The following is an 11,711-nucleotide window of genomic DNA, read 5'->3' as shown; positions in this document are numbered from 1 at the left end:
CGTCAGGTAGTACTACCGCCGGTAGGGGGCGCCACCAGACCCATCTCATAGGCGATGATCACGAGCTGGACGCGGTCGCGGGCGTCCAGCTTGGCGAGCAGCCGCGCCACATGCGCCTTCGCCGTCGCCACGCTGATGAACAGCTCCCCGGCGATCTCATGGTTGGACATGCCGCGTCCGACGAGCGTCAGCACCTCGCGTTCCCTTCCGGTGATCCCGCCGGACGGGCGGGGGGCGCTCGCGGGGTCGTGCTCGGGTTCGCGACGGCGCTCCGGGCGGGCGGCGAACTCCTCGATCAGCCGGCGCGTGACGCTCGGCGCGATCAGTGCGTCGCCGCCCGCGACGACCCGGATCGCCGACAGGATCTCCTCCAGCGCCATGTCCTTCACGAGGAACCCGCTGGCACCGGCCCGCAGCGACCCGTACACGTATTCGTCATCGTCGAACGTGGTCAGCATCAGCACGCGTGCGGTCGCGATCCGCCGGGTGGCCTCGATGCCGTCCATGTCGGGCATGCGGATGTCCATCACGACCACGTCGGGACGGACGTCCTCGACCAGCCGGACGGCCTCCGCCCCCGTCCCGGCCTCCCCGACGATCTCCAGGTCGGGTGTGTCGGCGACGAGTACGCGCAGCCCGGCGCGGATCAACGGCTGATCGTCCGCCAGAACGATCCGGATCGTCATCGGCCCGCCGCCTGGGGCAGGGGGATTCGCGCCGTCACCTGGAATCCGCCTCCCGGACGCGGCCCGGCGGAGAACTCGCCGCGCAACAGGCCCACCCGCTCACGCATGCCGACGATGCCGTATCCGGTACCGACGACACCGCCGTGCCCGTCGTCGTCGATCTCGATAGACAGCTCCTCGTCCCGGTAGTCGACGGTGACCCGGCACTCGTCCGTGCCCGCGTGGCGGACGACGTTCGTCACCGCCTCCTGGACGATCCGGTACGCGGACAGGTCGACGTCCGGCGGCAACGGCCTCCGCTCACCTCGCCCGTCGATGCCGACCTTCACTCCGGCGTCCTTGGTCGCCTCGGCCAGCCGGTCGAGATCGTCCAGGCCGGGCGCGGGGCCGAGCGGCGCGGAACCCGGGTCGTCCCTGCGGAGCGCGGTGAGCATCCGTCGCAATCCGGACAGGGTTTCGCGGCTGGTGGCCTCGATTGCGTCCAGCGCGTTCCGCGCCTCGGCGGGCTGCGTTCCGATCACCCGTCCGCCGACGCCCGCCTGGATCGCGATGATGCCGATGCTGTGCGCGACCATGTCGTGCAGCTCACGCGCGATCCGGAGCCGCTCGGCGGCGACGGCCTGCGCCGTGGCCCGCTCGCGCAGCGACTCGGCATGCGCTCGCCGCACCCGGACCGAATTCCCCGCCATCCAGGTAACGGCCATCGCCAGGACCACGGTCAAGATCAGGATGTCGATCGTCGCCGAAATGTTCGCGGACAGGAACGCGAGGACGGAAAGCAACTGCAGGGCGAGCGTCACGACGGCGACGGTGACCGAGATCCGGCGCCGACGGCTCGCCGCGATGTAACCGACACCAAGATCGGTGATCAGGACCAGCAGGCCCGCGACGACCCCGTTCTGCATCTGCACGAGGGCGACGATCCAGGCGAAGAGCAGTATCCCGTGGGCCGGCAGCGGGTGCCGCAGGAGGAGCGCCCCGGCCATCACCGTGAGCACCGCCGACGCGAGGACTTCGAAGGCGACGAAGCCGCTCGCCCCCTTCATGACCGTCGCGAAGAGGACGAAGGGGTAGACGACGGCCGCGAACCACAGCAGGGCCGTCCAGGTGACGCGGCGCACTCGGCTCAGCGGCAAGGCGGACATGCGCCGATCGTAACCGCCGCCCCTTACCGGCACATTGGCCCGCGGACGTAATCCCGCGGGCTGCAAACGGCCTTTGTGAATGTGTCCGGTGGCACGATGCCCGCCGGGCATGGCCGAAGCCACCGTTATCCGCATGAAGCGCTGGCTGATACCCGTCCTGGCAATCGAAGTCCTGGGAATCGTGGTTTTTTCACTCACCTACGATTCATTGGACTTCCGTATCTACTGGCTGGGCGGGCACGCCGTGACGGACGGCACGCGCCTTTACGACGAGCAGCTCGCCGCCCACTGGTACACGAACACGCCGTTCATGGCCACGCTGTTCACTGCCCTGGCCGCCCTGCCCCTCACCCCCGCCCGGCTGCTGTGGCAACTCACCTCGCTGGCCGCATTCATATGGGCTTGCGCGACGACCCTGAAACTGACCGGCCGCAGCGTCCCCCTGACGGTCGTGGTGGCCGGAGGTCTGCTGTTGGCACCGGTATGGCACACGTTCTTCCAGGGTCAGGTGAACCTGTTCCTGCTCGCCCTCGTCCTCGCCGACATGCACCGGGCCGCGCAGGGCCGTCCCGCCGGTATCGGTATCGGCATCGCGACCGCGATCAAGCTGACACCAGGCATCTTCATCGTCCTTCTCCTCGTGACGAGACGGACGAAAGCCGCCTTCACGGCCGCCGGGACCTTCGCCGTCTGCACGCTCCTCGCGTACGTCATCGCGCCGGACGCGTCCCGCCTCTACTGGCTCCACACCTTCTACGACACCTCCCGCGTAGGCGTCCCTTACATCAGCAACCAGTCCCCGCTGGGCGCTCTCACCCGCATCCTGAGAGGGACGGCCGAGGTCGGCGACTGGTACACCGCCATCCCGCTGACCATCGGGATCGCCGGGCTCGCCGTCGCGGCAGCGTGGGCCGGGCGGGGCGACTGGCTGAGCGCCATCGCGGTGACGGGCGTGACCGGTCTGCTGGTCTCCCCGATCTCGTGGGCGCATCACTGGGTATGGATCGTCCCGGCCCTGGCCGTGCTCATCCGGAACGGCAACCGCGTTTCCGCCCTCTGCGGCTATGTGGTCTTCGCCCTGGCACCCATGTGGTGGACGCCCTACAACGGCCACCCGCTCGAATACGGATTCCACCTACTGCTGATGCCGGTAGCCAACTGCTACCTGATAGCCGGCGTCCTCTTCCTGACGCACATGGCCATCCGTCTCCGGCGGCCGCCACTCGACCTAGATGGCGATGGCGATCGCCTTGGGATAGTGCCGGAGAAACTCCGCCTGCGTCAGGTCTGACTTCGCCGTGTCCGTCACGATGGCCGAATGTCCGCGGCTGGCGTGGAGATCCCAGTCCGGACCCGCGTCGCCGTAGGCGGTGAAGGCCGCTGCGTACTCGTCCGCCGTCCCCAAGACGATGTCGGCCAGATATGCGGCGCTCCCCTCGTCCGACAAGGGTGAGGCGCCCAGTCTCCCGACCGTCCCTGCGGCACCCTCGGCGGCGACGGCGGAGAAGAAGTCCATGTGCTCATCGGCGCTTTCGGTGTCGGGAGTGATCAGGTGCACCCCCTGGCACCGGGCGGGCTCACCCGACTCGTCGCGCGATCCGAGCGAGCAGAACGAGCTCACCATCAGCAGGGCCGCCATCTTGTCGCGGCCGGTCAGCTGCCCGATCATCCACGCCTTCCCGTCGCACAGCGCGAACGCGGCGGCGAGGACCCGGTCGTCGACCGTGAAGTCCACCGCCCGCCTGATCGACTCGGCGGAGATGGCGAACGCCTCGACCTGATGATCGCTCTCGTTGTCGCCCGGCTTGACCTGCTGCGCGGCCCGGGGATACGAGACCGACGTGAGCCGTGCCTTCCCCACCGCCACCCGGTCGGTCCCGAGCAGAACGCTCATGCCTTCGATCGTGAACGGTTTGCTGACGTCCATGAGCGTCGTCACCGCGACCATGATGTCTCCCCAGCGGTGCGCGGCGCGCGCGATGTCGGGAGGGATGTGGACGTCATGCCAGGCTTGCAGCATCGCACCATCGTGCCGGACGTCCACCGAAATGAATCCCTCGTCGATCGACGCGGACACGCCCGCCGGCGATGGGAGCGGCTGTTTCGACGAGAGCCCCAGCTGAAAGCCCAGTTCCTTGTACGGCTCCAAGGTCGCGATCTGCCATTCCCCGGCATCGCCCTGGCGCAGCAGCGCGTATTCGTACGAGGGATTGATCAGGAACGTGGGCACGTTGCCCGGCTGCATCAGGAAACAGCCCGCCCGCCACGTCAGGTGCCTCCGGCCGGAGACGTCGACCGTCCCGTCGACCCAGGCGGGCGGACTGCACCGGCGATGATGCAACGACGCGGCGGCGAACCCGTCCTCCGCCTGGACCTCCAGCGCGGGCCTCCCCCACCGCCCGAGCGGACGGCCGCAGGTCTGGCAGTCCACCGGCCACAGGTTGGCCCGCAGATCCTCAAGAACCTGCGGTCCCAGCCTCTCCTCGGTCGTCGGGTCGGTCCTGAATCTGGAACCCGCCATCGTCCAGCTCGTCCCATCGGTCGGGGGCGCATACAGACAGTGCCGCACTGAATACACAGCTTTGCGGATCAACCACCCCAAGATCCAGAGTTCGCCACAGATCACCACGCCTCTACCTCGGACGCGCGTGGCTCGGCTCGGAAGTATTGAAGCTACGGCGACCCGCAAGGTAGCGAGGTGGGCGCTGGTGCGGCGGTGCCGCAGCAAGCGGGGCGAGTACGTCTCTGATTTTTTTCTGCGGGTGTGTCGAATGGCGTCGAGCGCGTTCGTAGCCAAGGTGAGAGGCCGGCAACGGGCCGGTCGCCACTCACCGGAGGACCAGGATGTTCGTCACCACCACCGCGGCGACCTCGGCCCGAGATGCGATGACAAGGAGCGTGCACACCACGAACCAGGACAACGTGAGCGCCACCCTGAACGTCGCCGTGCCCGTGGCGAGGGTGTTCGCGGTGCTGGCGGACCCGACGACCCATTCCGCGATCGATGGCACCGGCTGGGTTCAGGAACCTGCCGACCGGGCGCCGCTGACCGAGGTGGGGCAGGTTTTCCGGATGGACATGTATCACGCCGGCCATCCGGACGGTGACTACCGGGTGGCCAACAAGGGCGCGGCGCTCGACGCCCCGCGCGCCATCGGCTGGCTGACGGGGACGGAGAAGGACGACGGCCGCCTGGAGTTCGGCGGCTGGATCTGGCGCTACGACCTTGCGCCGATCGGCCCGTCCGAGACTGAGGTCACGCTCACCTACGACTGGTCGGCGGTGCCGCAGTCCATCCGGGAGTACCTGCAGTTCCCGCCGTTCGGCCCTGAGCATCTCATCAACTCGCTGCGCCACCTGGCCGAGCTCGCCACAGCGACGCCCCGGGTCTAGACGCCCGGCGACCAGACGCCTGGCGGGCGACCGGAGCGGCCCACACGACCACCGCCGTGATTTCCACTCTGCATCCACACCCGATCAACCGCATTCGAGGAGAGCATCATGACCGCTACCTACACCTTCGACGTCTTTTCCACCCTCGACGGCTTCGGCGCCGCCAGCGGCGACTGGGGCGGCTACTGGGGCAAGCAAGGCCCCGAGTTCCTCGAGCACCGCCTCGCCTCGTACGACCAGGAGCAGCGGATGGTCTTCGGGGCCAACACCTATCGGGCGCACGCGCAGATGCTGGCCTCCAGCACCGAGGACTCCGAGGTGCGTGACCCATGGGTCACCCGGATGAGGGACCTGCCGGCAACGGTGGTGTCGACGACACTGGAAGGCCCCCTCGACTGGCCGGACGCGACCGTCGTGAGCGGCGACGCCGTCGGCATCGTCGCCCGGCTCAAGGAGGAGTCCGAGGTGCCGTTGCGCTCGCACGGCAGCCTGTCGCTGAACCGGGCGCTGATGGCCGCCGGTCTGGTCGACCGCGTACAGGTGACGCTCTTCCCAGTGATCACCGGCCAGACCGGAGCGGACCCGATCTTCCAGGGCGCGGCCGACTTCGACCTCGAACTGATCGAAAGCCGGACGCTCGACGGCCACACCCAGGAACTCATCTACCGGCCCACCCTGCACGTCTGACTTCGTCCACGCATCCCGTCCCCGTCAAGCTGCGCACGACCCGCTCCGGAGTGTGCTTCTTCCTGGTCGCCATGCTCAGAAGCCTCTCGCGGAGTTGCCGGGTGGCCGCATCGGGTCCGTGGTCGAGGATGCGGTGGTGCAGTCACTCGGCCTGTCTCTGGGCGGGGCCCGGTCGGCAGTCGAGGTAGGCGTCCATTGCGGCGGTCGTCGAGCAGTGGGATACACACTGCGGGGTGCTTGAGTGTGTATTCTGTCGGGCATGGCGAGACTCAACATCACGCTCCCCGATGAGCTTGCCGCCACGCTCCAGGGGCTCGCCGAGGAGAAGAAGATCGCCTCGGTGTCCGGGTTCCTGGCTGACGGGGCGCGGCTCAAGCTGGCCTTCCTGCGGGACGCGTCCACCATCGACGACCTGTTCGGCCCGCCGAGTCCGGACGAGCAGGCCATGGTGGACCGGCTCGTCGAACGCGGCGTCCCGGATCGCCGGGACGTCGCGTGATCACCGGTCACGTCTTCGACGCGACCGCTCTCCTGGACCTTGCCACCGGCAAGACGATCTATGTCCGTGCCCGGCTGCGCGCCTCCATCGCCCAGCACGCCACGATCGTCATCCCCGCCACGTCCCTGGCCCGTGCCTGGCAGCTCGTCCCCGACCACGGCCGCGCCGTCCTCGAACGGCTGCCGGGCATGCAGGTCGTGCACGTGGACGACCTCGACGACGTGATCGCCCAGCAGACCGGGCTGCTCGTCACCACGATCCCGAGCCTCGGCATGGACGCGGCGCAGGCCGCCTGGTCCGCCCGCTGGCGGCGCTGGCCGCTGATCACCGCGGAACCCGATGTGTACGAAAGCGTCCCGGGTGTCCGCGTTGAGCAGATACCGTAACCGCGCATGAGCGAGCAGGAGCGGCCGGACACCGGGATGCGCGTGCTCGGGTTCCTCCTGATCGGCTGCGGTGTCCTGGCCGTCGGACGGGCGGTGACGGGCAACGCGGGCGCCGACTGGCGCTCGGCCGTGCTCTGGGCCGGCATGGGCGTTCCGCTGCTGCTCGGCGGGCTCCTCTTCAACGGGTGGTTCGCCGACCTGTGCGGGGCCCTCGCCTGGACGCTGCCCGCCACCATCCTGTTCGCCGGGGTCGTCCTGCTCGTGGACCCCGGCTACGCGTCCCGCCTGGACGGCGCCAGGAACCGGATGGACGCCGACTGGCAGTCCTACGGACTCGGTGTCCTGTTCCTGCTCCTCGGCGCCGCCGGGATCGCCGGGTGGGCGTACGCCGTCAGCAGGGCGCTGGCCCGCCGCCGCGCCTAGCCCGCCGACCGCCCCGGAGACGCGGTGACGACCCAGACGGAACCCGGGATGCGGACGCCGTCGGCGGTCTCGAATTCCGTGAGCGCGTCCTGCACTTCGCCCCGGATGCGGGCGACGGTCGCCGCCTCCACATCGCGCAGGTTGTAGCGCGTCGGGCCCATGGCGAAGAGGAAGTCGACGGCGTCTCCCGTGCCGGCGCCGAACGTCATGGGGGCCTCGACGGGGGCCACGTCGATGTCGGTGAACCCCGCGGCGGCGAGCACGTCCCGGATGCGGGCGGGGTCGAGCAGCGACCCCATGCCCGTCGCGGCGGGCGACGCCTCGCGCAGGAACGGCGAGAGCGCGGCCGTCGCGCGGGCGTAGGCGCTGTCCGGGCCACCGGGCTGCGGACCGAGGAACGCGAGCCGCCCGTCCGGTGCGAGCGCCTTCCTGAGGTTGGCGAAGGCCGCGACATGGTCGGCGAAGAACATGACGCCGCCGCGGCTGAGGACGACGTCGAACCCGCCGGCGGGGAACGGATGCACCTGCGCGTCGCCCTGTTCGAAGGTGACGTTGCCGATGCGTTCCGCGGCGGCGTCACGGCGGGCGCGCTCCAGCATGGGTGCTGAGATGTCGATTCCGACGGCGTTCCCGTCGCGGGCGCGCCGCGCGGCGAGGAGCGTCGTCTGGCCGGTTCCGCAGCCGACGTCGAGGACCCGGTCGCGGGACGCGACGCCGGCGGCGGCGAACAGGGGCGCGTTGAACTCGCCCATCATCGCGTCGTAGGATCCGGCGTTCGCGGCCCAGTGAGCGCCCTCCCAGCCGTTCCATGCCTCTGCCTGCCGGCGGTTGACGATGTCCATGATCCATCCTCCGGGCGTCGCGGTGCAGACGATCTACTTCGTCTTCCGGAACAAGCCCGCGCTGCTCAAGGCGCTGGTCGACGTCTCGATCGCGGGCGACGACGAACCCGTCCCGACGATGGGCCGGCCGTGGTTCGCGGAGGTCACGGAGGCGCCGACCGCCGAGGCCGCGCTGGCCGCGCTGATCGCCGGCACCCGCGGGACGCTCGAACGCGTCGCGGCCGTCAACGAGATGGCCAAGGCCGCGGCGGCGACCAACCCGGAGATCAGGGAACTGTGGCCGGACCGGGACGACCCCCGGTACACGGTGATCTCGACGGCGGCGAAAGCCCTGACCGGGAAGCCGGGCGCCCGCCCGGCCGTCTCCGCCGACGAGGCGGCGGACATCCTCTACGGCCTGCTCAGCCCGGAGCTGTTCCTCGTCCTGACCCGCGACCGCGCGTGGCCGCCGGCCAGGTGGGAGCGGTGGGTGTACGACACGCTCCGCTCCCAGTTGCTGGACGGCCCCGCACCGGACGACGCGTCAGCTCGTTAGCTCCAGCTCCAGTTGCTCGCCGGCCGGTTCCGGGGACGGCGGCGGGGCGGCGGGACGGCCCCGGCCCGGCCACCACCAGTTGGCGTGGCCGAGCAGGCTCATCAGCGCCGGTACGAGGACGAGCCGGACGATCGTGGCGTCGACCGCGACGGCGACCGCGAGTCCGAGGGCCATCATCTTGACCATCGGGTCGGGCTGCGGGACGAAGCTGGCGAACACGAAGATCATGATGAGCGCGGCCGAGGTGATGAGCCGGGCGGTGGACCCGATCCCGATCACGACGGACTCGTGCGGGTCGCCGGTCCGCTCGTACTCCTCCTTGATCCGCGAAAGGAGGAACACCTCGTAGTCCATGGACAGCCCGAAGATCAGCGCGAACATGAACAGCGGGATGAACGACATGATCGGGATGGCCTGGTCGAGGCCGAGCAGGCCGATGCCCCAGCCCCACTGGAAGACGGCCGTGACGACGCCGAACGAGGCGCCGATCGACAGCAGGTTCATCAGCGCCGCCTTCACCGGGACGACGATCGACCGGAAGGCGATGACGAGGAGCAGCAGCGCGACGCCCACGACCGCGATGACGACGGTCAGCATGCGGTCCCCGACCGTCTCGGCCAGGTCGATGATCGCGGGGTTCTCGCCGCCGAGGTAGATCTTCACATCCGGATGCGCGCCGCGCACCTCGGGGATCTCCACGTTCCGCAGCCGGTGGACGAGATCGGTGGTCGTCTCGGCGTGGGGCGCGTCCCGTGGTGTGACGCGCACGATCGCGGTCGTTCCGGTCACCACGGGTTCGCCGACGAAGACGACCCCGGGCGCCTCGGACAGGGCCCGCCTCAACTCCTGTGCGACGAGAACCGCGCGCTTGTCGGGCTTCTCGCTCGTGTCGGGCGCGCCCTTCGGACGGGGCTGTTCGGTGGGCGACGGGCCGGGCCCCGGGACCGCGGGTCCCGTCAAGCCGGTCAGGCCCTGGAACCCGTCGACCGTGGGCACCGTCCTTTCGGGCTCGTCGCGCTTCTCCTCCCCGGGAACCTTCGCGACGACCACGAACGGGCTGTAATGCCCGGCGCCGAACTCCTCCGCGACGATGTCGTAGGCCTGCCGGGACTCCATCTCCGGTGAGGCCATGCTGTCCGCCATCACCCCGAACCGCAGGCTGAGCGTCGGGACGGAAAGCGCCAGCAGGAGGAGCGTCGCGACGAACGCGTAGGGCCAGGCATGCCGGTCCACATGCCGTCCCCACCTCATCCAGCGCTGCGAACTCCTGTCCGGACGGACGCGGGGCAGCTTGTACCGGTCGATACGCTCCCCCAGCGCGCCGAGGATGGCGGGCAGCAGGGTCAGCGCGGCCACGACCATGATGGCGACCGCGAGGGCGGTGGTGATCCCGATCCGTCCGATGAACGCGATCCCGGACAGGAACAGCCCGCAGATCGCGAACACGACGGTGCCGCCGGCGAAGACGACGGCGTGCCCGGAATGCGCCATGGCGCGTCCGACCGCGGTCTCGACGTCGTCGCCCTCCGCGAGCTGCTGCCGGTAACGGGTGACGATGAACAGCGCGTAGTCGATTCCGGCGCCGATGCCGAGCATCGCCGCCACCATCGGCGCGGTCGGCGCGATCTGGAACAACGACGCCAGGAAGTGGATCAGCGAGTACGACACGGCCAGGGCGCAGAGCGACACCAGGACCGGGATGCCCGCCGCGAAGTACGACCCGAACGCCAGCAGCAGCACGCCCATGGCCAGGAAGATCCCGACGCCCTCCTGCGGGCCGCCCTTCGGCTGGTTGAGGATCATCGCGACGATGCCGCCGAACTTCACGTCCAGCCCGGCCATCCGCGCGGGCGCGACGGCCTCGTTCAGCTCGTCGAGGTCGGCGGCGCTGACGTCGCTCATCGTCCCGGTGAAGTTCAGCCGGACGACGACCGCGTCGTCGGACCTCAACCCGCCCATGCCCTGGACGTAGGGGTTCTCGGTGAACGCGACCCGGTCGAGTTTCGAGATGTTGTCGATCGAGTCGCCGACGGTCAGGGCGACGCGCCAGTCCGCCGGACTGGCCTGGCGCGTCTCGTGGAAGACGACGGTCGCGGTCGGCCCGGTCATCGCCGGGAAGTCCTGGGCGAGCGTGTCGATGGCGCGCTGGGTCTCGGTGCCGGGCAGCGTGCTCTGCTGGACGAACATGCCGCCGTGCATGAGGCCGAGGACGCCGGCGCCGAGCATCACGACGAACCACAGTTCGAAGACCGCGCGCCGCCGCCGCACGCAGAGCCGCCCGAGCCTCTCCAGGAACCGCGCGATCCTTCCGGGGTCGCCCGACCGCCCCGCCGTCCCGTCGGAGGGGCCCGCACCACCCGCAGAAAACCGCGCCATGTTCGCAGAGAACACCCATCGCATGCAGTTTTGCAATAGATGCAACTTTGCAGTCATGGTAACGTGCGTCACATGGACGGCGAGACCGGCACGAACGGCGGTCAGGACGCCGCGCGGACGAGCCTGCGGGAGCGCAAGAAACGCCGCACCCGCCAGGCGATCGCGAACGCCGCGCTGCGCCTGTTCGCCGAGCGCGGCTACGAGGAGTCGACGATCGCGGATATCGCCGCCGCCGCCGACGTGTCGCCCCGCACGTTCTTCAGCTACTTCCCGTCCAAGGAGGACGTGGTCTTCGCCGAGATCGACGACCGTCTCGCCGAAGTGTCCGAACGGCTGCGCCGCACCCCCGGCGAGACGCCCATGGAGACCATCCGGCGCAGCGTCATGGACGTCCTGGAGGCGATCGTCTCCGAACACGGCGAGTACGGCGCCGTCCAGATCTCCCTGATCCTGGAACGTCCCGGCCTGCAGGCGCGGGCGCTCCAGCGGATGACGGACACGCAGGAGAAGATCGAGGCACTGCTGCGCGACCTGTGCCCCGGCATCGCGGAGATCGACGCCGTCGCCGCGTCGGGCGTGGCGATCGGCGGCATGCAGGCGGTCGTCGCGCACTGCCGCCGCGAAGGCTACGACCCGATCTCGATGCGCACGGCCCTGGACCGCGCCGTGGACATCGTCGAGCACGGCCTGGTGTCGGTCGACGCGCTGTCGCGCCCGTCCCCCTGATCGTCGGGCACCG

General features: G+C 69.7%; 13 protein-coding genes. 8 read left to right on the top strand and 5 right to left on the bottom strand.

Annotated elements, in window-relative coordinates; translation table 11 throughout:
* Window positions 1-2: 2 nt before the first annotated feature.
* Together ACTWPP_RS40420 and ACTWPP_RS40415 are read right to left on the bottom strand one after the other, a co-directional pair.
* Complete coding sequence (locus ACTWPP_RS40420) at window positions 3-686, bottom strand: response regulator (protein ID WP_443109764.1); 684 nt, start codon at window positions 684-686, stop codon at window positions 3-5.
* Complete coding sequence (locus ACTWPP_RS40415; protein WP_443109763.1) at window positions 683-1,831, bottom strand: sensor histidine kinase; 1,149 nt, start codon at window positions 1,829-1,831, stop codon at window positions 683-685. Before ACTWPP_RS40415 ends, ACTWPP_RS40420 begins: the two co-directional genes overlap by 4 nt.
* 109 nt (window positions 1,832-1,940) lie before the next feature.
* On the opposite strand from ACTWPP_RS40415, the gene ACTWPP_RS40410 reads away from it, so the two are divergent.
* Window positions 1,941-3,122 carry a glycosyltransferase 87 family protein gene (locus ACTWPP_RS40410; RefSeq protein WP_443109762.1) on the top strand — a complete coding sequence of 394 codons (1,182 nt, stop codon included), beginning with the start codon at window positions 1,941-1,943 and terminating at the stop codon, window positions 3,120-3,122.
* On the opposite strand, the gene ACTWPP_RS40405 is transcribed toward ACTWPP_RS40410, so the two are convergent.
* Window positions 3,060-4,352: a hypothetical protein gene (locus tag ACTWPP_RS40405; RefSeq protein ID WP_443109761.1), complete on the bottom strand. Its 1,293-nt coding sequence runs from the start codon at window positions 4,350-4,352 to the stop codon at window positions 3,060-3,062. The two genes, ACTWPP_RS40410 and ACTWPP_RS40405, sit on opposite strands and share 63 nt — an antisense overlap.
* A gap of 323 nt (window positions 4,353-4,675) precedes the next feature.
* On the opposite strand from ACTWPP_RS40405, the gene ACTWPP_RS40400 reads away from it, so the two are divergent.
* The 5 genes from ACTWPP_RS40400 to ACTWPP_RS40380 all read left to right on the top strand — a co-directional run bounded on the left by ACTWPP_RS40400 (window position 4,676) and on the right by ACTWPP_RS40380 (window position 7,219).
* Window positions 4,676-5,224, top strand: coding sequence for a hypothetical protein (locus ACTWPP_RS40400; protein ID WP_443109760.1), 549 nt, complete (start codon window positions 4,676-4,678; stop codon window positions 5,222-5,224).
* A gap of 108 nt (window positions 5,225-5,332) precedes the next feature.
* Window positions 5,333-5,911: a dihydrofolate reductase family protein gene (locus ACTWPP_RS40395; RefSeq protein WP_443109759.1), complete on the top strand. Its 579-nt coding sequence runs from the start codon at window positions 5,333-5,335 to the stop codon at window positions 5,909-5,911.
* 259 nt (window positions 5,912-6,170) lie between these two features.
* Window positions 6,171-6,410: a hypothetical protein gene (locus ACTWPP_RS40390; RefSeq protein WP_358455244.1), complete on the top strand. Its 240-nt coding sequence runs from the start codon at window positions 6,171-6,173 to the stop codon at window positions 6,408-6,410.
* Window positions 6,407-6,796 carry a hypothetical protein gene (locus ACTWPP_RS40385; RefSeq protein WP_443109758.1) on the top strand — a complete coding sequence of 130 codons (390 nt, stop codon included), beginning with the start codon at window positions 6,407-6,409 and terminating at the stop codon, window positions 6,794-6,796. The genes ACTWPP_RS40390 and ACTWPP_RS40385 overlap by 4 nt, the downstream gene beginning before the upstream one ends.
* A 6-nt stretch (window positions 6,797-6,802) precedes the next feature.
* On the top strand, window positions 6,803-7,219 hold the full coding sequence (locus ACTWPP_RS40380) for a hypothetical protein (RefSeq protein WP_443109757.1): 417 nt from the start codon (window positions 6,803-6,805) through the stop codon (window positions 7,217-7,219).
* On the opposite strand, the gene ACTWPP_RS40375 is transcribed toward ACTWPP_RS40380, so the two are convergent.
* Window positions 7,216-8,061 (bottom strand): class I SAM-dependent methyltransferase, encoded by an 846-nt coding sequence (locus tag ACTWPP_RS40375; RefSeq protein WP_443109756.1) that lies wholly within the window; start codon window positions 8,059-8,061, stop codon window positions 7,216-7,218. The two genes, ACTWPP_RS40380 and ACTWPP_RS40375, sit on opposite strands and share 4 nt — an antisense overlap.
* Here ACTWPP_RS40375 and ACTWPP_RS40370 point away from each other — a divergent pair.
* A complete protein-coding gene (locus ACTWPP_RS40370) occupies window positions 8,060-8,596 on the top strand; it encodes a TetR/AcrR family transcriptional regulator (protein WP_443109755.1) in 537 nt (178 codons plus the stop codon). The two genes, ACTWPP_RS40375 and ACTWPP_RS40370, sit on opposite strands and share 2 nt — an antisense overlap.
* Here the strand turns inward: ACTWPP_RS40370 and ACTWPP_RS40365 are convergent.
* Window positions 8,585-10,972 carry an MMPL family transporter gene (locus ACTWPP_RS40365; RefSeq protein WP_443109754.1) on the bottom strand — a complete coding sequence of 796 codons (2,388 nt, stop codon included), beginning with the start codon at window positions 10,970-10,972 and terminating at the stop codon, window positions 8,585-8,587. The two genes, ACTWPP_RS40370 and ACTWPP_RS40365, sit on opposite strands and share 12 nt — an antisense overlap.
* A gap of 72 nt (window positions 10,973-11,044) precedes the next feature.
* Between ACTWPP_RS40365 and ACTWPP_RS40360 the strand changes: the two genes are divergently transcribed.
* Entirely contained in the window at window positions 11,045-11,698 is a 654-nt protein-coding gene (locus ACTWPP_RS40360) for a TetR family transcriptional regulator (RefSeq protein ID WP_443109753.1), read from the top strand.
* Window positions 11,699-11,711 lie beyond the last annotated feature (13 nt).

Source organism: Actinomadura sp. 3N407, from assembly GCF_052245875.1.
Taxonomy (GTDB): domain Bacteria; phylum Actinomycetota; class Actinomycetes; order Streptosporangiales; family Streptosporangiaceae; genus Spirillospora.
This window is presented reverse-complemented; position numbering and strand designations above follow the sequence as displayed.